Raw genomic sequence first — 24,682 nt, 5'->3', positions numbered from 1 at the left:
CTAAAAATATTTCAATTCTTAAGAATAATTTAAAATCACTAAAAATGGGTATTGTTTTTCTTTTATGAATACTGGACTTTTGTATCCATTTATTAAATTTTAATAAAAATCGAAAATTATTTGAAACCTCTTTAAACAAAAATAAAATTTTAAAAAATGATAAAAAAAATACTCTTATTTTTAGTGTTATTACCAATATTTATTTTTGGAAATCCGAAAAACAGGAATAATCCTGTAAAAAGTAGTTTTATTACTGTAAATCCACTACAGCAATATCCTAATTATTATCAAACTGTTGAAGCAAGATATCTATCTGGTACTAATGATTGGACTTATGATGGAGCAAATGGAACAATTTCTATTGATAATAATTATTTATATGTTAATTTTGATCCTAGTTGGAGTTATCACCAATCTGTAGCTACAGGTACAATAGCTACATTAAATATTTATCCCGCAATAGAACACATTGAACTTGGTCCTATTTATAGTGGGGGGTGGGAAACAGGTTATTATGCAAAAATTGAAAACAATGATTTAATTATTTACGCTGTAAACCCGGGTAGTTCTCCTTATTTTAAAAGCCTATATTTTGGTATAGGGATTGATTTAAATTGTGCTGTTAATTGGTATAAAGACTCAGATTCAGATGGATATGGAGATCCTAATTCAATTCCAATTTTTGATTGTTATCAACCGCAATATAATTACGTAGCTAATAATATAGATTGCGATGATACCAATAGTGCAATCGGAACACAGAAATGGTACTTAGATAGTGATTATGATGGTTATGGATCAACTACTTATATTGAATCCTGTACTAATCCAACTTTAAATAATGAAAATTACGTCCTTAATAATATAGATTGTGATGATAGTAATCATTTAATAGGACAACCATACAGTTGGTATTTAGACGTTGATAATGATGGTTTTGGAGCGGGAAATGTTTTAATTCAATGTTCTGATCCTAGTACTTTAAATGTGAAGTATGTGACAAATAATCTAGATCAGTGTCCTACAATTGCAGGTACAGCAGTAAATAATGGCTGTCCTGTAGCTATAAGCCAATATAACTATAATCACGTAATTACTCCAAAAATACCACTAACAATAGTAGAATTTGAAGCTGAAAATTATATACCTAATAGTGATGTCCTTGAAGATGTTGAATATATTGATGGTTTTAATAAAACACTCCAGACTCTTTCAAAGAGAAGCAATCCAGATCAAAAAGACCAAGTTACATTTCACGAATACGATGAATTTGGTAGAGAAACAAAACAATATTTTTCTTTTTTTGCTAATCAGGATAATTTAAATTATGTAAATGATGCAAAAAACATTCAAAAAACTTATTACCAAAATAAATTTAATGACTTTACTCCCTTTATAGAAACTAGATATGATGGGTCTCCATTAAATCGAGCTATTGAAGTATCTAAAGGAGGTGATGTATGGAAAATAATGAGTTTTAATTCTGGTAAAACTGAAAAGTATGAGTATAGTACAAACACATCTAATGAAATAAGAAAATATGAAATTGATGCGTTTGAAAAAATTATTAACAATGGATTTTATACTCCTGGTAGTCTTTTAAAAAATATTGCTAAAAATGAAAATTGGATTTCTAGCGATCAAGATTTAAATACAGTTCAAATATTTACTGATAAGAGTGGAAAAAAAATAGCAGAAATTAGTTTCATTGAAAAAGATGCTACAACAGAAAAATTAATTACCCAATACATTTATAATAAAAAAGGATTATTAAGTTATATTATAACTCCAAAAGCTTTTAATCTTTTTGATATATCCTACATTCAAAATGACACTACGTCAACGGCTATTGTAAATCCAGGAAGTTTTTTAGAGCTTAAAGCCAGTAATTCAATTACTTTATCGCCAGGTTTTAATGCTAAGATGGGAAGTGTTTTTAGTACTCATATAGAAAATGGTTTGCAAAATGTTTTAGATATTTTATGCTACCAATATAAGTACGATGAATATAATCGAAAAATAGAACAGAAAACTCCAGGTAAAGGGTGGGAATATAATGTATTTGATCAACTAGATAGACCAATATTAACACAAGATGAAGCTTTAAAAAGTCAAGGTATATGGTTATTTACAAAATATGATGCTTCTGAAAGAGTTGTATATACAGGAAAATATTCATCCACTTTATCAAGAGCAGATTTACAAGCGCAGGTGGATGCTTATATAAATAATAATGTGTCAAATTTGAATAATATAGAGCAACGCTCAACCAGTATATTTTTAGGAGGCACTACTTTTGAATATAGTAATTCTGCATTTCCAAATACCAATATTTCTGAAATTCAATCTATAACATATTATGATGATTATAATTTTATAGATGTAGACAAACCAATAACTCCTACTTCTATAAATGGTCAAAGTGTAACTAACAATACAAGAGGTTTAATTACAGCTAATTTAAGAAAAACAATAGGTGATAATACTTGGACAAAAACTTATACTTATTATGATGAAGATGCAAGACCTATTTATAGTTTTGAAAAAAATGTATTAGGGGGGTACACTAAAATAGAATCTACTTTCGATTTTAGAAATAAATTAATTAGTACTGTAACAAGACACAAAAAAGATAATAATCAAACAAATGATCTTGTTATTAATGATAGATACGAATATGATTATGCAGAAAGAGTAACTGGAATATTTCAAAAAGTTAATGATCAGAACGAAGAGACTATCGTAAAAAATATTTATGATGAAATAGGGAATCTTAAGCAGAAAAAGGTAGGAGGCTTAACTACTGCTTCAACCCCACTTCAATTAGTTACTTATACTAATAATATTAGAGGATGGCTTACCAAAATTAATGATCCAAACGATATGGGAACAAGCTTGTTTGGTCTTGAAATCAAATACAATAACCCTACTAGTACTGCAACTCCATTATTTACGGGAAATATTAGTCAGGTTCAATGGAAAACTGCTATACCTGGTTCAGGACTCAAAACCTATAATTATTCTTTTGATAAACTTAATAGATTAAAACAAGCAACATTTAATGATTTAAATAATAGTAGTAATACCAATAGTTTTTTTGAAAAGATTAATTATGATACAAATGGAAATATTACTTCACTCGATCGTTCTGGTGATGTTTTGGCACAACCCGGTACGCTTACAATGGATAAACTCACATATAATTATGAAGGAAATCAAGTTGTAAAAATTAACGAAACAGGAGACACTCATATAGGTTATTCAAGTTATTTAACGGCAGGTAGTAATGAAAATACTTATGAATATGACGTTAATGGAAATCTCATAAAAGATAGAAATAAAGGAATTGATATTATTAAGTATAATAGCCTGAACTTAGTTGAAGAAGTTAGTTTTACTAATGGAAAAAAAATTAAGTTTAAATATGATGCTTCTGGAGTAAAATTATCCAAAGAATATATTGATGGAAGTAATACAACAATAACAAATTACTTAGGAGGCTTTCAATATTTAAATGGCGTTTTACAATTTTATCCTACCGATGAAGGCTATGCTGTCAATTCAAATAATACATTTAAGTATGTCTATTTATATAGTGATCAACAGGGAAACAACCGTTTAAGTTATTCGGATATAGATGGTTCAGGAACGATAAGCACTGCTGAAATACAATCTGTAACAGATTATTACGCTTATGGAATGACTCATTCTGGTGAAATATCAAACAGCTTGGCATCAACTTACTTATATAAATTGCAGGGTAAGGAATATAATGCTGAGCAAAATCTAAATTTGTATGATTTTGGATCTAGAATGTATGATCCTGCTATAGGGAGATGGATGACTCCAGATCCACAAAACCAGTTTTCAAGTCCTTACTTGGCATTAGGTAATAACCCAGTTTTTTTAACTGATCCAGATGGAGAGTGGATACATCTTCTTGTAGGAGGTGGAGTTGGATTGATATTTAACGTAGCTACGAATTGGAATAATATTGATAATATTGGTGATTTTGCATATTATGCCCTTTCTGGAGCTGGTTCAGGTGTATATACTGCTGCAACTGGAGATTTTGTGGGAGGATCAGTAATGCTTGGAATAGGAAATAATGTGTATGGACAAGTAAAAACAAATGGTTATAGCTTTGATGATTTTGATATAGGACAGACTATTCAAGCTGGAGCAGTGTCTGGTATATCAGCTTACATGGGAGGTGCTATAGGGGATAAATTAACTGGAGTTTATGGAAATCTATTCTCTAAAGTAGGTTCCAACCGATTAATACAACAATATTTAACTCAGACAGCAGCATCAAGTACTACAGGGTTTACTCTTGGAACAGGCTTTAGTTTACTTCAGGGAAATACAATGGAGCAATCGATAAGCCAAGGTATTAATTCTGCTAAATCAGCGTTTGTTAGTTCACAGATAAATTTTGCAGTGCAAACTTCTAAAAGTTATTATGAGAATAAGCAAGTACAAAAACAAACTGCTGCTCAAATAGAGCAAACTCAATTGCAAAAAGAGTTTTTTGAACTTGAAGCAAAATACAACCAGGCAGCTCTTAACAAGATGCCGAAAGAGGCAGCTTTGGGTGGAATGAGTATTGCAGATGATGCATTTGTTCATGTTACGACTCCTGCAGGTGCCCAAAATATCCTTTCAAAGGGATTGAATCCTGAAATTTCAGGTTTTGTGACTAAATGGGAATATGTTAAAAATGTTTCTAATCCATCTGAATTTAATACCAAATTATATAGTCAAAAATTATGGCCGGATACAAAAGGTAAGTTTGATAAAGGATATAATATTTTACATATTAATGCAAAACCTATATTTTTTAGTCCAAGAACAAATTGGGTGAATGGAGTACCTCAATATAAATTCAACACAATTGTACCTCCTTCACAAATTACTTTAATAAAATAGTATGAAAGAAAAAATTCTTAAAATTATAAATGCTTCAACTCAGTCAGAGCCTATTTATCAATTGGAGCATGAGTATCGAATTATTAATAATAATCTACAGAGGAAGGAGTTTTTTTCTGTAATAAAATCTTTAGCGATCAATGGTACAGATAAAGAAAAATTTGTCTGTTTAACAATTATTGAGTTTTTAGATTTGGCTAAAGAAAGTGAAGATGTAATTAAAGCGAATATAGAATTCTTTGATTTCAAAAAAGATAAAGAAAATATTTCTCCATTATTGACTTTATGTTCTATGTTGTCAACTATTTGGGCAATTGATTTTATAAAAAAAATAATTAATCATTTCAAACCAAAATCAATAGAGTACTCTTATTATTTTGATATAGCTTTAAGAAGTATTGTGTCTACAATATATTGGAAGCAATCAATTAATGAAATAAAATGGGTAATGGATAATTATCAAAATGATTATATCATTGATTTTATCGCTTATTTTAAATGGAAAAGAGAAGAAAGCGAACTTGAAGAACTATTTCAATTAATAGATAATAATGTTTTACTTAATACTAAATTAAAATTAAAAATTATTGATCGGTATGTTAATAATTATAAGAAAATTGATCTTCAAAAATAGTTATCTATATGTAATTATAAAAAAAGAAACAAATATTACGTTACTTAAAGATAATATATTAAGTGAGATTTATATTGTTTTTAAAGGTAAAAAAGTATAAATGACATAAATAATGTGTCTCATAATAACAAGAAGGAAAATGAAAAAAGTAATTTATCTACTACTAATAATAAGTAATACTATTTTTTCACAAAATCAAGAAATAAAAAGTAAAGATGATATAAAAACACCGAGCAATCATGATTCAGGTGTAGATTTAGGCTCTAGTTTAAACTCATCAACAGGAAAAATCAAGGAGACTCTTGATATAGCATCAATTGCATGTAGGTCAGTTAATTATAATATATCTTTTAACTACGATGGTACAAATGTTTTTAAACAGGCACAGTATCAAAATAGATATTTTCCCACTAGTATTTTAGGTGTTGGTTGGAATATGGGAGTTCCCAAAATCATTGCTGATACCAAACAAACAGCATCTAGAGATGATGATACATTTTACTTAAATGGTGTTGAATTAATTTGTGTACAAAGACCATCGGTACCTAATTCACCTATACTTACAGAAGGACCTAGAATATGGGAGTTCAAAGCAAAAAAAAACTTGCCATATATTATTAAGTATTATGAATCAAATATTGTTTATGATTTATCAAATTATTATACAACTGTACTTGACTACTGGTTAGTTATAGACGAAAAAGGTAAAACATATATATATGGAAATACAGATAATACAAGAGAAAATGTGATTGCTTGGGATAACTGGATAGGTGACTCAAAGGAAATAAACGGAGCAAGCACACATACAACAACATGGAATTTATCTATATTAAAAGATCAATGGAATAATGAATTAGAATTTAGTTATCTAAAAACAGAACAAAGAGTAAATACAACAGGCCCTACTCATACCGAGGCTTCATACTTAAAGCAAATAACTTCTAAGACAGGTGAGAAAATAGTTCTGAATTATACTTTGAAAAATCCTGTTGAATATTATGAGCCACATACAGAAATGGTTGAACCTGATGCTTATCAGGAAAGATATGAAAAATATTTTTTAAATTCAGTTGTTTGTTATAACAGTAATAATCAAATTGTAACAAATACTGTATTAGATTATAAGCTAGAAAGTGCGTCAAATTTAGAAAATACTAAACGTTATTTAACTGAAGTTACTAAAAAGAGCGTTTTTGATTCAAGTTTAGGGTCTCAGAAATATGAGTACTATACTTCAGGAATTTTTGCTGGAGGATTAAAAACTAAAACAAATCCTAAGGGTGGGGCTATAACTTATACTTATGAGCAAAAATTATTATTTAATAATAATAACAATACTATAGGAGGTAATTCATTAAATAATCCTTTTAATTCAACACTTTTCGCCAAATACCAAAGCGATAATTATAAATTGGATTTATATACTAATGGAACTTCAATAAATAATTTTGGTAATCGAGATACACCCATGGTGCCATTTTTGATAGATAGGTATGATTGGAATGGTAGAGCATGGATTAAATCGAAATTTTATTTTCCAGAAAACATAAGACTGATAAATCCCACGGCAAGTACAGGTAACTTCATATTAGACAATGTAAAATTTGTGTTTGGAGATGATTTTTACGCAGCTTTAATATACGATAGAAATACTAAAAAAGGGAGTCTTTATTTATTTCATAAACTTTCGGATGGGACTTGGAGTACTATAACTAAAACAAATCTAAATACAGGAGGAAAAAACAATGATGATTTTACAGAAGACCCAGTACTCCTTTCAACAGAAAATTTTATAGCTATTGGTAATAATAAATCTGGTGAGTTATATACTTACACATGGAATAATTCATCTTGGAATGAAAAATTAATTTCTCAAAATAGTGGAACTTATTATTATGAAGCAAAAAATAATTTTATAATATCTGTAAATTCTGTGACTGGAATTGATATGCCTACAATTGATGTTCCAAGTAATCAGAGTCATTACGATAGATATTACTTTCATTATTTAAATGCAGAAAAAAATTGGCAAACTAAATCATGGACTAACTATGCAACATATCATATTGGAGATATTTCATCCAAAAGTGCAATATATGCTAGTAATTCGATATGTACTTTGGTAGCCGGTGATAATCCAGAATTTTTAATGAGATGGGATAGTAATTATAATTTAAATAGAGTTGACAATGTTCTTGGGGCGTATGATGATAACTACCCTTTTTTAAGTATTGGAAATAATATCTTTTCTGGGCTAAAAATTGGTGGTAGATCAAAACTTTTTCGTGCCGTAGCAATTAGTGGAGCAAAAAATTTTGTCACTGATTTAAATATTGAAACCACTCAAGGTTTTGGGGAAAATAAGTTATTAGGATTAAGGTGGATTAATAATTCTTATGCACATGATTTTAGACGCTTTAATCCAAATACAAGTTCTTGGATGGCAACAGATTTACCAATGATTAATAAATCTTTTAACTATCATTATATTTCAGGATATGCTTTTGCTCAGGATTTGTTTATAAGTGGACAAACTATCTATGGAACATATAACCAAGGCTATTCAGCAATATCTCAGATTACAAATTATGATTATCCGAGTTTCTGTTTTAGTGGCGGTGATTACATCTTTGGATCTTTTTGGTCAATTGGAACTAATAATAATGTTGGAGAAGCAAAATACTTTTATATTGACAAAATAAATGGTCAATTGCAAAGTGTATTATTACAAACTGTTCCTTCACAGTTACATATGCCAAATCGCCAAGGTCAACAATTTGGAGGGCAATTTCCTTTTTTTACTCGAAAAAATTTGAATGGAATTAAATTAATAGATAATAAAATCAATAATAATATATATGATATTGTAATTAGTCAAATAAAGTCAGATAATGGCTTAGGATCAATTACGTATACAAATTACTCTTATACCGACTCTAACACATTGTTTGATGATTCAACCATCATATATGGAAAAGTAACAGATGAAGAAAAGGGAAGTGGTTCAAGTTCAAATGGGAAAACAATAAAATATTTTAATAAAGGGGATTTAGATTTAACAAGAACAGGACAATTAATGAAAGAAGAGTACTATGATAAATTAGGTAATTTATTAAAAGAAATTAATTATTTATATGAAAAAAAGTTAAACTCTATTTATAATTCAATTAATTCTTCAAATCCTATCTATACTTTTGATGTATGGAATAAAAAAAGCACTGAAGAAAAGGTGTTTTTTCAATCTGGCAATAATGTGTTAACTTCAAATACAGACTTTAAATATGATGAAAATGGAAATTTAATTCAAACATGTAGAATGAATAGTTTGGGAGAAAATGAATGTTCAAATATTACATACTCTGAAAATATTTACCCATTTTTAAAAGAAAAGAATTTCATAGGGTTTATGAATAAGAAAATAACTGAAATTAATGATAACATTGTTGCAGTTGAAAAAATAAATTGGATTCAAAATGGAAATTATTGTTACATTAAAGAAAACTTATCTGGAACAAATGAAACTACATTGAGAGTAAATAATCAAATTGAAGTCGTCGATAATTATGGTAATGTAGTAGAAACTTCTAATGGAAAGGGGCTTTCTAACTGTGTTTTGATGGGATATAACTATAGATTTCCTATAGCTACTATTAATAATTCAAAATATAATGATGTGATTTCAGCTCTGAGTGTTAATTATTCTGATTTGCAAAATATGACAGGAAATAATTTGAAAACAGAATTACTGAAACTTTATAATGTTTTACCAAATACGTCTTCTCTTTCTTTGAAAATTTATGATGAAAATGGAAATGTTATATTATCAATAGATAATAGAAAAAATGAAACTAATTATGTATATGACGAGTTTAATAGAGTGAAATATGTTACTAATAAATATGGTAAAATTATAATAAATAAAAATTATCACATTGCTAAATAAATTCTAAGTAGTATTTCAAAGCTAGCAATATGAGATTTATAACCTATTGATGTTGGGTAGTGTTTCAGAGTTAGTGTTATGAGATTTTGAATTTATAATGTGTTGAATTAGAATAAGTATTGACAAAAACAAAAAAGATGAGCAGTAATTCTCATCTTTTTTGTTTTATAAAAATTGATTTTATTACGAAATATCAGTAAATGTACCTGTAGTAATATTAAATCGTTTTTCTATTATTTTAGTTCCACCACAGTAATCTAACGGGAGACCATTATTATTGGTTAAGTTACTAATAATACTGAATTCTCCTTTTTAAGGTTTTTCAATCAAAACTAATGATTTTTATTGTTACATAAATTTCCATCTGTACTTCAAAGATCTACATTCTGTAATACGTTTTGGAATTAATCATATTGAGAGAAAAAATCTAACACTCAAAACGCCTAAAGAAATTGAATTGAAGTACATCTTTTTTAGTAAACATTTAATAGTTTATAGCGGTTTTAAAAATTTATTTTTATGATTTTAAGATTCAAATATATATTCCATAGAATAATATTTTACTTTTTAAGAACAAAATATTTCAATCCAGGATCATTCAGTAATCTTTCCATTTCAGAATGAATGATATCCTGAATATCCTGTTTTACTTGAAGGTAGTTGCGTTGTACTATTGTGTTATCCAGTTTTCGAATTACAGCTATATCTTTATAATTTTCCTGCTCTCTTTTCAAAGCCTCATGATCATTTAATAATTCACAATGGAATGTTTTCAATTCAATTTTACAATCAGGATCATCGGCTACCATGCCTACAAATTCACCGGAACTTAAAGAAGAAATTTTAGAAGGAGGCACTGCTGATTCTAATTGTTTGGAACGACTGATAGAAGTATCTCCGCTATTTATTGAAACACTTTCTCTATCCTGCATAATCTTACCAAATCGTTCCGACAATTGTTTAGCGGTATCACCGGTAACCTGTCCGCTGATAATATTTCCGGTAATGTTCATAATCACATCCGCTTGTTCCCGACCATAATCTTTGCGTAGCTGACTGAAATCCTGAATCCCTAAACAAGTGGCTACTTTATTGCTTCGGGCTGTGGCAATTAGACTGTCCATATTGTTAAGATAGATTGTCGGAAATTCATCAAATATCAGACTGCTTTTTTGCTTTCCTTTTTTGTTAACTTGCTTTATCAAACGACTAACATATAGCGATAATACCGCACCGTAAATCTGAATTTTTTGAGGATTGTTACCCATGCAGACAATCTTAGGTTCATCAGTATTATTAATGTCTAAATTAAAATCATTACCAGATAAAACATAATAGAGTTGGGGAGAGGATAATCTCGCCATTGCGATTTTAGCAGATGCAATTTGCCCTTCTAATTGCTCCATGACATCATTGAGATAGGCATTCACAAAAGGATTAATCAATACCTCAATTTCTTTCTCCGTTCTAAGTAATGTAAATAGACTGTCATAGTCAGCTTGCATGAGTTCAATAACATGGGGAAGTGTACAAAATTCACCGCCTTTGTACTTTCGTAAATACCATATTATGGCTGTCAGAAAGTTGATAGGTGATTCAACAAAAAAGTCTCCCTGCCGTTTAATCCATTCCCGATTGAGTCCCAATAAAATTGTTCGGGCTGATTCGGCCGCATCAGTGATGTCTGTCATTGCAGAAGGTTCTAATGGATTGCAACGATGAGTTCGGCTAAGATCATCAAAATTGATAACATAAAATCGAGGAGGGACAGGGTAGATATGTTTGTATTGTAGCCAGGTATTGTAAGCAATTTTAGATAGGTCATCAAACTTGAAATCATAAATAAACATACTAAAACCTTTGCGAATATGTTGAGTGATAACATGACGTATGACAAAATAGGATTTACCAGAACCTGGAGTCCCAAGAACCATTAAAGCTCTAAAAGGATTAATGATATTAATCCAACTGTTTTTAAGTTTATTTTTTAGATAATATCTCGCTGGGAGATTAATAGAATATTCATTTTCCAGCAGTCGTTCTTCCTGAGGAAAGGTTTCATTTTCTTTATTGAAAATATCTTTGTGATTCAATTTGCTTTTGATAATTCTGGAAAGTAAAGTACCACCCGATAGCATTAATAAATACCCAACAGAAGTTGTTGTTATATATATTAGGGTTATTTGTATAACTTCCATTTTTAAGTAAAAAAACAAAGAGCTAATAAAGTAAAGTACAATACCCGTAATAATGTAAGCTAAGGCAGATTTATAGTTTAGTTTTTCATCTTTTTTTCCCTTAGCACCAATTAGTGAAATGATTAAAAATCCAAGCACAAAGAGTTTGGATTTATAAAAATTGCTAAATAATCCTGTATTGAGAATATTTCCTAAAATAGTATCACTAAAATGGCTCACAAGTTGCCATTCTTTAAAAGCTGCATAGCAGTAATAGTGAAAATGGATTACCAGTAATAGGATACTGATGAATCGTGTCATATCCAATATTTTCCTCAAAGCTTGTTCGTTTTCTCCAGTTTGCATTGCCATAATTTTAAGTTTTATTGATTATCAGATTGTCCTCTTCTTTTTTTCTTTTTTCGTTTGCCTTTCAATTGATTCGGAACATAATTATTTACATGTTCGGATTGGGTAAGTATATCAGTTAATTTCCCAATTGCGAAATGAGAATCAACAGATTTATGGTCTTGAGTAACATAATCAAACGATATGTTTTTTTGCATTAATTCAGTACTTAATCCACAACGTTCCTGTATTATTTTAGCACTATAGGCTTTGCCAAGAGCACTTCCGTTGAAAACACATTTGGTACTATGATCTATATAGGTAATCCCATAAAGTAGTCCTTGGTTATTTTTTCTTAAAACAATATTGATTCCTTCCTTTTTTAGAACTTTTTCCAATTCAGGAAGCGATGTTTTATTTCCCAATAATGCCAAATCAATAGCATTCTTAACTCTGTTTCTATGTTGTAATTGACCCGTTTTATTTGAGGCAAATTTTTCTTCTAAATACTTCAAAGTTGGTTTGTTGTAGAAGTCACTTGCTTTGATTGGAACTCCAATAGCTTTGCCGTTTTTATCCAGTATTCGATAGACCAATCCTTTTGATTGAAATATTCTTGAATTTTCACTTCCCCGGTCTGCTAAAACATTGTATTGTTGCAACACTGCATTGAGTTCAGGAAGGCTTGAATATTTATAAGTAGGAAGTACTAGATTCAATATATTTGCAATAGCTTTTTTGCTTTCAATTCTTCCGTATTGAACTTTCCCCATACTTATAGATTGCAGCTCCTGTTTTTGATTTTTTCTACGTCCTTCGGCAACTATTAAACCAAAAGATTGTTCGATTTCTTTTCTGGCTATTTCAGATTGGTTACGTCCAATATTCTGGGTATCTATTCGGCTTCCATCTTCTCTAATTTTAATTGAAACAATATGAATGTGTGGATGCCCTGAATCGTGATGTTGATACACCAGATAGGGTTGTTGTCCAAACCCAATTTTGTCCATATACGTGTTAGCAATATTCATTAGTTTTTCTTTAGATAGTGATGCTGTTTCTGACGGATCAAAATTTAACGAAATGTGTACGCTATTACGTTTTACATTATCATTTAAAGCAGCTTGTTTTAACAGTCGATTTAATTTTACATTGATATTCATTTTGTCTACTTCCATTGGATAATTTCCTTCACCAATACATTCTGCTACATCTTGTTTTACTTTGTTTTCATTGTAGTTGAAAATGTTATGAATGGAATTTCCAGTCTTTATGATTGCAACCATTTTTCTGCCATTTTTTGAATGTTTTTTTTAATTTCTTCCACTTTATTCAGAAGAATCTTTTTCTCCAGTTCAGAACTTATGATCCAGTCTTTAAATTCAGAAATCTGTTGAAGCGTATGCAATTTTTTGACTGCTTGGTTGAAGTTATTTCCAATACCATTTAACTCTGTTCTCAACCGTATTATTTCTGCCATAAATTCATCAAGAGACTGGTTCCGATAGTTCGTTGTAATAGGTTTATTAAATAAATGTTTACGAATGTAATCACTCAGTTTTCTACAGGTACTGGCTTTCCATTTGCGTTCAATTTTTAGAAATTCCTTAGGTGTAAATCTTAGTCCGATTATACGTGTTCTGTTTGAATTTTCTTTTTCCATCATCTATCATTTTACTCATTAATTCAAATTTTATCTTTTTGATATTCCTTAAAACTGTCTTTTTGTTTAATGTCTTATTAATCTATTTAAAAGCTTTCAGCATCACTGCTCACGAGTTCCGAGTATAGAGCAGCCAGATCGATTGTTTAACAAACGGACATCTGGCCGATTGCAGGAACGTGGCAATCTTTGAGCTGATTTTAATGATTCACAGCTTTTAAAAGTTTTAATTTTTTAGAATCTATAAACTAATGATTTGTAGTTAGAAGAAATGATTTAGTGTTTCTGTTTTTGGTCTAAATGACTTTTCTCTGCTTTTCCAAAACTCATAGCCCAATCATTCAGGTCTTTATAGTTTTGATAAAGCTGACTTTTATCGCAATATTTAGTACTCAGAGAAAGTGCACGGCTTGTATAATTTAAACCTGTTTCATCCCGATCGAAATAAAGTCGGATTGAATCATAATTTTCCATAAAAGGACGTGCTCTTTCGAAAAAAGAAATGGAGTTTAGAATGACAAAATCCTGACTGCTTTCAGGAAGGTTTTTGGTCATGGCTCTGAAGGAAAGAAAGTCCATGAAACCCTCAAATACTATCACCTCATTATTACAATTTGAAATGGTGGTAATTCCTTTAGGTGAACTACTTGTTTTGAAATAGGGAGTACGAATTTCAAAGCCTCCCAAATCATTTTTAAAGCCAATTCCAAAGTAGTTTTTTTCATTAAGCGTGTATCGAATTTCTACACAATATTTTTGAGCTATTTCAATTGGAATGCTGCGGTATTCTAGGTAATGCAAAAGGCTAGGTGAGGTGAGTGCAGTTTCGGTAAGAATTTTAATTTTTTGTTCCTGTACAATTGTGTATTCTTGGTATTGAATTTTCGGCTGTTGAAAAGAAAAATTACCACTTAAATTTTTTAGTAATTCACTAATGGTGCAGTTGAAATATAATATTCCAAAATCAATGAGATTTCCACCTTTTCCCAAACCGTGATCATACCAGCGATTTAATCTTCGATTGATTTTAAAAGAGGCTTCTTTTTCATTCCGTAATGGAGATAAATACCAGTAATCATTATTCCTAATTTTAGAAGGCTCAAACCCCAGATTAGATAAGTAAATTACCAGATCTATTTCTTTAGCCTGGTTTAGTGTGATTTTATTGCTGCTGAAATTCATAACATACATTTTATCCGATTCATAATTCAGTTTTCTGATACTAAATTAAAGAAGCATTGCACCGTGACCAATCCTCATCATATTTTGATTAGGATGAAGTCAAGTAGCCTTTTTATTTTTGTAAAGAACAAGAGTATTAATTTAAACGTGTGAATTATGTTTACAACAAATGATGTAGCCAAGGTGTATGATACTATTTTGAGTATCCCTGGAATGAATGAGGTAGTGAAAATTGATTTACGAATCTCACGAAAAAATGTACTATTATTAAACCAAGTGATTGAACGCGGATTGTCAGTCCAAGGTGATGATACATCGCCTATTTTGTTAGGTAATGTTCCCGAAGAAAGTTTACAGGAATTAAAGAATCTTTCTGAAGAATATTTGCAAAAAGCAGGTCTTATTGAATTAAGTGAAAAGCTTAAAGCTTTAGGAAAAGAGAAGTAGGTCATTAAAAGGAGTACTATGAAACGAGTATTCCTTTTATTTCCCTGATTCATAGTAACTCTTTTAATTTACTAAGCTAAAATAGATTTAACACAACTTAACAGTATTGAGTAAACAAATTTGTTTATTTTTGTTGTATGAAATCTAATTTGCAAATATTGAAAGGGATACATCCTGGCTTTGTACTGGAGCGAGAATTGGAAAAACGTCATTTACGTAAAGGTGTATTTGCGCTTTCTTTACAAGAGTATCCACAAACACTAACTGCTATTACAAAAGGTAAGAGAGGAATGAATACCTCACTAGCCTTGAAAATTGAGGAAGCACTTGGTCTAGAAGAAGGCTATTTCATGATTCTCCAAGTTTATTATGATATAGAACAAGAGAAAAAGAAGCAGAATAAACTTCGTACTGATTTACCTCAGTTGAGATCTGTATTATTTTGGGATACTAAAGTAAATACCATTGACTGGGAGAAACAGAAAAAAGCCATTATTAAAAGAGTTTTTGAACGAGGTAACGAGATGGAGAAAAAAGAAATAATCCGTTTTTATGGTGCTCAAACGGTTGATGCAATATTAAATAAATTCACTACCCAATAAAGATGCTTTATTATAATACAGTCACACCTTTACTCCGTGAAATTCTAATTCACTTAATGTCTTCTGATGTCTTTGCTGATTTCAGGTTAGTGGGCGGAACAGCATTGAGCTTACATAGAGGGCATAGAATGTCTGTTGATATCGATTTGTTTACAGATGCTGATTATAATACCATTAACTTTGATATTATCGAATCTTTTTTACGAGAACATTACCTTTATGTTGATACTAATGATTTTAAGTTGATTAGTTTTGGTAAGTCTTATTTTATTGGAAATAGTCAGGATGATGCTGTTAAACTGGATTTATATTACACGGATCCTTTTATCGATGAAGTAATTGAAGTAGATGGAATCCGTTTAGCTAGTATTGAAGAAATAATAGCTATGAAGTTGGATGTGATTTTAAGAACGGGTAGAAAAAAGGATTTTTGGGATATTCATGAATTGAGGGAAGATTACACTATCAAAGATATGTTTGCACTTCATGAAAAACGATTTCCTTATACACATGATAAAGAAACTTTAATAACTAAATTTACAGACTTTAAAGAAGCTAATGATGACTTTGAACCTGATTGTTTAAGAGGCAATCATTGGGAGTTTGTAAAACTGGATATCGTAGATTTTGTAAATGGAATAGATGGTAAATGAGAGGATAGAAGCTCTTTAAATTTTTTATAAAGAGCCTCTGTATCTCAAAGCAATTATTTTTTTGATTCCTCTACAGAAACTTTTCTAAACTCTTTTAAAAGTTTTTCTAACTCCAAAGAAGATTTGCGTGCTCTGGTTCCAGCAGCTTTATTACCTTTTTCGATGTGTAATTCAGACTCTGTGTTGAATGTTTCAAATTCAGTTTTGATTTTTTCGAATAAATCTTTCATGATAATTTTTTTAATTAGATACTGTAAAAGTAAATAGTTTGATACTTTGGAAGCAATATATTGCCAATAAAATCTCATTTTTTTGATATAATTACGGAAAACCGTAAAGAAATAAGACTAAAGTTATTTATATTTACTATAAATAAGGAGTAATTATATTTTACCAAACTGAAATATCGTGATTTAACATTACTTCAATTTAGCAATTTATAATACATGCCAAATCTACTTTGGTTCGGATTATTGTGTGAATGTATTAGAGTTGCTTATTTGTATTTTTAAATCAAATAGTAACAAGAAGTGATGACAATGACGATGCCCCAAACCTATTTTTTAGAATGGTTAGATTCTTTAATTCTAACAACTCTAAACCCGAGAAAAGATTTTGTTTATTCCCTCACATCTGAAGAATTATTGATTATTTCAGAAAAAGTTTTAAACGAAACATCCAATATCCAAATTCAATTAAACAAGCATTTTTTTCTTTTGCTTAAAGAAACTGAGATTCGGCTCCAAGTGAAGAAATATCATTCTGCATTGATAATTCTTTTAGATCATGTTGTGGAATATCAAAAAGAAGCTATAAATAAGAGACAAGAGTTGTCAGAATTAATGTGCACTTTAGTAAGTAGTTTAGAGGAACTACTATCTTTTATAGAAAACCGCTATATAAATTATCTGGGTGTTGATGAACGAGTGCCAGTAACGTACATCATGATTCTTAAAAAAGAGCTGAAACAAAAGTTAGATAAGATGAAACTCAATCTTGTAAAAGCGGTTGAAAATAAAAATATAACTGATGTAGTTTTGATTGTTCTTTATGCGTTTATTTATTCAAATGACAATTCATCTATAACTTATAAAGAGATTTTGTATCGAAAAGAACTGATTAATGAATTAGAAATCTTTGGTGAAACACCCAAAAGAGTTAGTGCTTTTTCAGCTCTGGATGAATTACTCATCTACATGAATTTTAATAGTATTAAGTACATTAATTATTTTAAGAATTCAATAATTGAAAAAATAGATTTACTTAGTAATGACGGTGAAAGATTAAAGAAATTATTGTTTCTCTGTAAAGAATTTAATCAAATTTATTCCAATGAAAAGAACTGTTTTAATCCCAAAAATGAAAATCTAAAAACAGTGATCAGTGATTGGTTTGTTCAGGAAATAACTTATCTCGAAAAAAAGATTGTGCAGCCGGTAATTCCTTTAGAAATTTCAGAAAAAAGTTTAGATACTCCAAAGGACAATAACAAAGAAAATAAGATTACATGCCTTTTATCAGCCGATCAAATTGGTTTGATTTTAAGAGCTTGCGATGAATCAAGAATCTTGAATGCAAAATCTATGAGCGCCATTTTTAAAATGATAGTTCCTCATCTTTCTACACCAAATAAAATTGATCTTTCCTATCATTCCGTTCGAAGTAAATCCTATAATGCTGAGGATAAGGACAAGGAAATAGCCATTGAGTCACTAGAGAAAATTATAAAGAAAATTAGATCATATTAGCACAATTTGCTAATCGTTTGTAGGTGTTTCTACTTTCTTAATAAAAAAATGACTTTTAATTTTTTTCATTATATGTATGAAAATATTTTCAATATATTAGCGTGCAAATAATTTTTCAGAAATAGCATCTTATATAATGGCGAAACAGATTAGTACAAAACTAAAAAAAGAAAAAAGCATTGAAGAAACCCTTTGGGACTCTGCCAATAAACTAAGAGGAACCGTAGAATCATCCGAATACAAACACGTCGTTTTAGGGTTAATATTCCTAAAATTTGCCAGTGACAAGTTTGAAGAAAGAAGAAAAGAATTGATTGCTGATGGCAAACAAGCCTTCATCGAAATGAAGGAGTTTTACAACCAATCCAATATTTTTTATTTACCTGAAGAATCTCGTTGGTCGTTTATTATTGCCAATTCCAAACAAAATGATATTGCCTTAAAAATAGATACCGCATTACATACGGTTGAGAAAAACAATCCTGCCCTAAAAGGCGCTTTGCCTGATAATTACTTCTCTCGACTGAATATGGACGTGAGTAAACTGGCTGCTTTATTGGATACCATCAATAACATTGACACGATAAAAGACAAGCAGCAAGACATTGTTGGGCGTGTCTATGAATATTTCCTAAGCAAGTTTGCCTTGGCAGAAGGAAAAGGGAAAGGTGAATTCTACACCCCAAAAAGTATCGTTAATCTAATTGCCGAAATGATCGAGCCTTACAAAGGAGTTATCTATGATCCTGCTTGTGGTTCTGGTGGTATGTTTGTACAATCGATCAAGTTTATAGAAAACCACCACGGAAACAAAAAAGAGATTTCCATTTACGGACAAGAATATACAGCTACAACTTATAAACTAGCCAAAATGAACCTTGCCATTCGTGGTATTGCTGCCAATTTAGGTGATGTTCCTGCCGATACTTTTGGGCGTGACCAACATCCCGATTTAAAAGCCGATTACATCATGGCAAACCCACCTTTTAACCAAAAAGATTGGCGTGCTAGTGATGAACTAGTAGATGACCCTCGCTGGAAAGGTTACGATATACCACCAACAAGCAATGCCAATTACGGTTGGATTTTGAACATGGTTGCCAAACTCTCCGACAACGGTGTAGCAGGTTTTATCTTGGCCAATGGCGCACTTTCAGGAGGTGGCGAAGAATATAAAATTCGTAGAAAACTAATAGAAAATGATATTGTAGAAGCGATTGTTATTTTACCACGTTCTATGTTTTATACTACTGATATTAGTGTAACGCTTTGGATTTTGAACAAAAATAAAAAAGCCAGAACCGTACAATTGCCTGATGCTACAAGAAATTACCGCAATAGAGAGAATGAAATTTTATTTTTAGACTTGCGTGAAAAAGGAATTCCTTTTGAGAAAAAATATACCCAATTTTCACCAGATAATATTATCGAAATTACAGAATCGTATCACAATTGGCAAACCGATTTGTCAGCGTATGAAAATGTACCTGAATTTTGTTATGCTGCCACTTTAGAAGAAATTGAAGCTAAAGACTTCTCTTTAGTACCTAGTAAATACATCACTTTTGTCAACCGTGATGAGAATATTGATTTTGAAGATAAAATGAGGGCGCTACAAACTGAGTTTTCAGAGTTATTAAAAGCCGAAGCACAATCGAAAACCGATTTATTAACCGTATTTAAAGAATTAGGTTATGCCATCGAATTATAAAAAGCTAGGCGATTATATACAACCCGTTAATAATAGAAACAAAAACTTAGTTGACATTCCTTTATTGGGTGTAAGTATCAAAAAGGTTTTAATGCCTTCTATTGCTAATATCATTGGAACAGATATGTCAACGTATAAATTGATTTCCAAAAATCAATTTGCTTATGGCCCTGTAACTTCTCGTAATGGAGATAAAATTTCAATTGCATTATTAGAAGAATATGAAAACGCAATGGTTTCACAAGCTTATACTGTTTTTGAAGTAATTGATAAGAAAAAGTTATTGCCTGAATATTTAATGATGTGGTTTCGAAGACCTGAATTTGATCGGTATGCTCGTTTTAAATCACATGGTAGTGCCAGGGAAATTTTTGATTGGGTCGAAATGTGTGATACGGAACTACCAATTCCTTCCTTTGAAAAACAGCAAGAAATTGTTAGAGAATACGATATCATTCAAAACCGTATTGCCATAAACAACCAACTCATTACTAAACTGGAAGAAACCGCTCAGGCTATTTACAAACAATGGTTTGTGGATTTTGAGTTTCCTCATGATAATGGAAAGCCTTATAAGAGTAATGGAGGAGAAATGGTTTGGTGTGAAGAATTGGAGAAAGAAATTCCTGAGGGGTGGAATATCGAAGAATTTCAAAAAGTAACTGATGTAACTAGTGGAAAAAGCTTAAAATGGGAAATGGGAAATAAGTACCCAATTTATGGTGCTGGTGGAATTACAGGGTATACAGATGAATTCTTATTTGATAAAACTATAATTATCATTGGAAGAGTTGGAACACATGGTAAAGTTTTCATTGAATATAATAAATCTTGGCCTACAGATAACACCTTGGTATTTATTCCAAAATATTTATGCTATTCATATTTCATTCTAAAAGAACTTAATTATGATGAATTAAATAAAGGTGGAGTTCAAGCATTATTAACTCAAACAGACTTAAAACAAATAAAAATATTATTACCAAAGTTTGATTTAAATAAATTCGAAAACACAGTAAAACCTATTTTGTTAATGAAAAAAAACATTGATTCTCAAAATCAAAAATTAGAAGAATTGAAGGGATTGTTGTTAGCGAAAATGACAAAAGTTGAAACTAAAATTACTTACTAACTAGAAAACTTAATTCATGAATAAAAATTCAACAGAAATAAAAAATTATAATTTTATTAAAAATCAACCATTAGGTGAAGATTTATTTAAAAATAAGTCACAAGAAAAAACAGCTTTAGTTATCAGTGAAAAGATAATTAATGAACCTGAATTTAAAATTATAGGTATTGATGGAGAATGGGGTTCGGGTAAAAGTAATTTAGTTCGATTAATTGAAAAAAGATTGGAAAAATCTCATAAATTTTTCGTTTATGATGTTTGGGGGCATCAAGAAGATGAACAAAGGAAATCAATTTTAGTGGAGCTTACTGATTTTATAAAGAGTGAGAAAGGTTTATTAAAAGAAGGAAACAAAAAAACATGGGATAATAAATTAAAATTTCTATTAGCTAAATCAAAAGAAACTACAACGATAAATCAGCCATATTTGAGTGTTGGCTTTATTTTTAGCTTGTTATCAATAGTCTACATTCCTACAGTAAACGTTTTTAAAGATTCTATTAAAGATTTCTTCGAAATTGAATCTTGGTTTTGGAAATTAGTATTAGTAGCATTTCCTATATTTATTGTTATTGGCATTTATTTATGGAATACAGGTAAGTATATGAGAAAAAAAAGTGGATTTTGGAAGGCGTTCAAATTGTCAGCAGAAGAAACTTTTCAAGTTTACACAAATAAACAAAAAGAAGAAACAAAGATTGAGACAATATCTGAAGATCAGCCATCTGTTAGAGATTTTCAAAACTGGATGGAAAATATTAACAATGATTTAGATAAACCAATTGTCATTGTATTTGATAATTTTGATAGGTTACCTAAAAAACACATTCAAAATATTTGGTCATCTATTCATATTTTCTTTGCAGAAAAAGAATATTCCAACATTAAAGTTATTATTCCATTTGATAGAGAGCATATTCAAAATGCTTTTAAGGAGTTAAACGGTGATGATAGTAAATTTGGTGATGATTATGTAAATAAAACTTTTGATATTGTTTTTAGAGTAACTAAACCAATTATGTCGAATTGGAAAGAGTTCTTTGAGGAACAGTGGAAAAAAGCTTTCGTAAATCTTGATGAAGAAGAATTAAAATTAGTAGTTCAAGTTTATGAATTTTTAAATCGTAGAATAACGCCTCGAGAAATTATTTCTTTCATAAATGAAATTCTAACCATTAAACTTTTAGATGATAATTTTAAAGAAAGATATATAGCTATTTTTGTACTTAAAAAAGATGAAATCCTTTCCGATCCTTTAAAAGCTATTACTAATCTTAAAGATATAGTGGACGGTCTTTTTCATGTTTACTCAAGTGATTCAGAATATGCAAAACAACTAACTGCCATAGTATATCATATTGAAGTTGATAAAGCATTAGAATTAATTTACACACAAGAATTAAAAGATTCAATGCTTAAAAATGATGTTGAACATTTTAATGAAATCTGTAATTCTGATTTTATTAATGCCATGTTTTATTCAACTATGTTAGAGATAGATAATTTTGAAAATCCTATTTTAACTTTAGCTTCTGTTAACGAAAAATCTAATGTTTCCAATCATAACATTAAACAGACTTGGGATTTGTTTAACAGCCGGGTGCTTCAATTAGACTCATCAATAACTAAATTTCAAATTAGTGATTGGCAAATAACGCTAATAAAAAACATATCGGAGGATAGATATTTAACAAAGTTATTGGGGAGTTATTTTAATTTAATTGATGATTCTAATATTGAACAATACATTGATTTAATTGACGATTTAATTCTTGATTTAAAGGAAGAAAGGGTCTTAGGTCGCTTGGTGAAAAGTAAAATTTCTGATAAGAATTTTATTAAGTTGATTGAATATAATGGTAAATCGTATGAAAAATACAAACTTGTTACTGATTATAAATCTTTAGATCAATACCTTTCTAAATTAAGTACTGAAGAAATCTTAAAATTAAAAAACACCGAATTTTTACCTGAAGAATACGACTTCAAAAACTATAAAATTAAATTAAAGGATAGTTTAAATACATTTATAGATCAAAACAATATTCAATCTTCAAGTGATGTTTTAGTTAAGCTTAAAGAAAGATCTAAAAAAAGTGGAGATATGAAGGATTTATTAGAAGATTCAAGAATATATTCGCTGTATACTAATAATTTATCTTCAGAATTACCCATTATAAATGAATTAATTGCGATGAGGATAGCCAAAAGTTCAGGTTTTAATTCTGCATACGTCAGTCAATTTACTAGCATTTTGAACTTAAATGATGACACACGTGCTGAAGCAATTTCTGAAATTATCTTGAAGTACATTGGATATGGGGATTTATTGTTACTTTCTAAATATTTCAATAGCTCTTCACTATTTAAACAAATAATTTTAAGAATGTTTAATAAATCTGATTTAGGAAAGTCAGCTAATATTATTACTTTAATTGAAAATTATGACGAAATAAAAGGAGGATTAGGAATGGATGATAATTTGCTTCTTAATGAATTTAATAAATGGGAAATTGATAAGGATAAATTAAATGTAAATAAAGTAAGTGATCTGTTTATCATTGATTGTCTTAAATCTTCAGATTTGAGAATTTCTGAAGATTTCTTTAAGGTTTTTAATATGGATTTTAAAAATTTAGATAATGAAAATTACGAAACTGTTTTTGATGATGGTACAGATGTTCATTTCAAATATTTCAAACATTTAGAATTAGATAATCTCACTCAAACTTCATTGGATGTGTTTGAGAGTAAACTAATTGAAAAATTAAAATCTAATAAAATAATTGAATCTCAGAGATGGATTATTTTAGATATTTACGAATCTAATAATTCAAAAATATCAATAACAAATTCTTTAAAAAATATTTTAGATGAAATATTAGTTTCAAAAATTGAGTTTAAAATTGATACTGCTAAAAAGTTAATTCCATATTTTATTAAATATGATTTATTGAAAAACCATAATGATATTTTCAGATTGGTAATTAAAAATGATTTTCTTTCTGATTCAGAATTTGTTAGTCTACTAATTTCTAATTCAGAATATTTAAAAAATATCTATAAAAATGCAATACAATCAGACAAAGACGGATTTAGAAATTTAATAAACGAAAAAAGAGAAGATAATTCTGAATTTGAAAATTTGGCGAAAAATTTTGATATTAGAAAATCAAAAGTTAATTCGGAAGAGAAATAAAACTTAAGATATACAATTAGAACCATTTTCCTAGCGTCGTCCAAATGGTTTTAATTGTAAATTTTCCTGTTCCAAAAACTTGATGAAGTAATTCAAAACATAAAATTTCCAGTTTTTATATAACAAACTGGAAATTACTATTATTTGAATTTGATACTATTTATCGTAAACCACTGATTAAAAGTGTTTACCATAGATTTTTTTCAAAAATAAAATTTCCACCTATGCTAGGTTTGTTATGGAGGTGAATTAAAAAAGTTGTTATGGACTTTGAATCGCATGTGGTTTATGCAGAGGGTGCAATTCATCTA

Annotated in this window: 15 protein-coding genes and 1 pseudogene; 11 read left to right on the top strand and 5 right to left on the bottom strand. The window is 29.5% G+C overall.

What is annotated here, in order from left to right:
- Positions 1-156: 156 nt before the first annotated feature.
- The 4 genes and pseudogenes from FEM21_RS10925 to FEM21_RS16805 all read left to right on the top strand — a co-directional run.
- The gene (locus FEM21_RS10925; protein ID WP_035660375.1) at positions 157-4,929 is read left to right on the top strand and encodes an RHS repeat domain-containing protein; all 4,773 of its coding nucleotides are present in this window, start codon (positions 157-159) and stop codon (positions 4,927-4,929) included.
- Between the two features lies 1 nt (position 4,930).
- Positions 4,931-5,563, top strand: a complete 633-nt coding sequence (locus FEM21_RS10920) for a hypothetical protein (protein ID WP_035660374.1) — start codon at positions 4,931-4,933, stop codon at positions 5,561-5,563.
- A gap of 139 nt (positions 5,564-5,702) precedes the next feature.
- On the top strand, positions 5,703-9,509 hold the full coding sequence (locus FEM21_RS10915) for a hypothetical protein (protein WP_035660372.1): 3,807 nt from the start codon (positions 5,703-5,705) through the stop codon (positions 9,507-9,509).
- Between the two features lie 361 nt (positions 9,510-9,870).
- Positions 9,871-10,060: pseudogene (locus tag FEM21_RS16805) on the top strand (hypothetical protein); the annotation flags it as partial.
- A gap of 9 nt (positions 10,061-10,069) precedes the next feature.
- Here the strand turns inward: FEM21_RS16805 and mobC are convergent.
- The 4 genes from mobC to FEM21_RS10895 form a co-directional block, all read right to left on the bottom strand.
- Positions 10,070-12,052 carry a conjugal transfer protein MobC gene (gene mobC, locus FEM21_RS10910; RefSeq protein WP_035660395.1) on the bottom strand — a complete coding sequence of 661 codons (1,983 nt, stop codon included), beginning with the start codon at positions 12,050-12,052 and terminating at the stop codon, positions 10,070-10,072.
- Positions 12,053-12,069: 17 nt separating this feature from the next.
- Complete coding sequence (locus FEM21_RS10905) at positions 12,070-13,320, bottom strand: relaxase/mobilization nuclease domain-containing protein (protein ID WP_035660371.1); 1,251 nt, start codon at positions 13,318-13,320, stop codon at positions 12,070-12,072.
- Positions 13,305-13,700, bottom strand: coding sequence for a plasmid mobilization protein (locus FEM21_RS10900; protein WP_081824684.1), 396 nt, complete (start codon positions 13,698-13,700; stop codon positions 13,305-13,307). The genes FEM21_RS10905 and FEM21_RS10900 overlap by 16 nt, the downstream gene beginning before the upstream one ends.
- 273 nt (positions 13,701-13,973) lie before the next feature.
- A complete protein-coding gene (locus FEM21_RS10895; RefSeq protein WP_035660392.1) occupies positions 13,974-14,879 on the bottom strand; it encodes a toprim domain-containing protein in 906 nt (301 codons plus the stop codon).
- A 156-nt stretch (positions 14,880-15,035) separates the two neighbouring features.
- Between FEM21_RS10895 and FEM21_RS10890 the strand changes: the two genes are divergently transcribed.
- The 3 genes from FEM21_RS10890 (at position 15,036) to FEM21_RS10880 (ending at position 16,581) form a co-directional block, all read left to right on the top strand.
- Complete coding sequence (locus tag FEM21_RS10890) at positions 15,036-15,326, top strand: hypothetical protein (protein WP_035660367.1); 291 nt, start codon at positions 15,036-15,038, stop codon at positions 15,324-15,326.
- Positions 15,327-15,463: 137 nt separating this feature from the next.
- Positions 15,464-15,928, top strand: a complete 465-nt coding sequence (locus FEM21_RS10885; RefSeq protein WP_035660366.1) for a helix-turn-helix transcriptional regulator — start codon at positions 15,464-15,466, stop codon at positions 15,926-15,928.
- Positions 15,929-15,930: 2 nt separating this feature from the next.
- Positions 15,931-16,581 carry a nucleotidyl transferase AbiEii/AbiGii toxin family protein gene (locus tag FEM21_RS10880; RefSeq protein WP_035660365.1) on the top strand — a complete coding sequence of 217 codons (651 nt, stop codon included), beginning with the start codon at positions 15,931-15,933 and terminating at the stop codon, positions 16,579-16,581.
- 53 nt (positions 16,582-16,634) lie between these two features.
- On the opposite strand, the gene FEM21_RS10875 is transcribed toward FEM21_RS10880, so the two are convergent.
- Positions 16,635-16,811, bottom strand: a complete 177-nt coding sequence (locus FEM21_RS10875; RefSeq protein WP_035660391.1) for a histone H1 — start codon at positions 16,809-16,811, stop codon at positions 16,635-16,637.
- A gap of 309 nt (positions 16,812-17,120) precedes the next feature.
- Here FEM21_RS10875 and FEM21_RS10870 point away from each other — a divergent pair, with 309 nt between their 5' ends.
- The 4 genes from FEM21_RS10870 (at position 17,121) to FEM21_RS10855 (ending at position 24,371) form a co-directional block, all read left to right on the top strand.
- Positions 17,121-18,329: a hypothetical protein gene (locus tag FEM21_RS10870; RefSeq protein WP_152547395.1), complete on the top strand. Its 1,209-nt coding sequence runs from the start codon at positions 17,121-17,123 to the stop codon at positions 18,327-18,329.
- A 136-nt stretch (positions 18,330-18,465) separates the two neighbouring features.
- On the top strand, positions 18,466-20,040 hold the full coding sequence (locus tag FEM21_RS10865; protein ID WP_035660363.1) for a type I restriction-modification system subunit M: 1,575 nt from the start codon (positions 18,466-18,468) through the stop codon (positions 20,038-20,040).
- Positions 20,024-21,172 (top strand): restriction endonuclease subunit S, encoded by a 1,149-nt coding sequence (locus FEM21_RS16420; RefSeq protein WP_035660361.1) that lies wholly within the window; start codon positions 20,024-20,026, stop codon positions 21,170-21,172. Before FEM21_RS10865 ends, FEM21_RS16420 begins: the two co-directional genes overlap by 17 nt.
- Before the next feature lie 16 nt (positions 21,173-21,188).
- Positions 21,189-24,371 (top strand): P-loop NTPase fold protein, encoded by a 3,183-nt coding sequence (locus tag FEM21_RS10855; RefSeq protein ID WP_035660360.1) that lies wholly within the window; start codon positions 21,189-21,191, stop codon positions 24,369-24,371.
- Positions 24,372-24,682 lie beyond the last annotated feature (311 nt).

The organism is Flavobacterium seoulense (assembly GCF_000695795.1).
GTDB lineage: Bacteria > Bacteroidota > Bacteroidia > Flavobacteriales > Flavobacteriaceae > Flavobacterium > Flavobacterium seoulense.
Note: the sequence above shows the minus strand (reverse complement) of the source record. Positions and strands in the feature narration are given on the sequence as shown.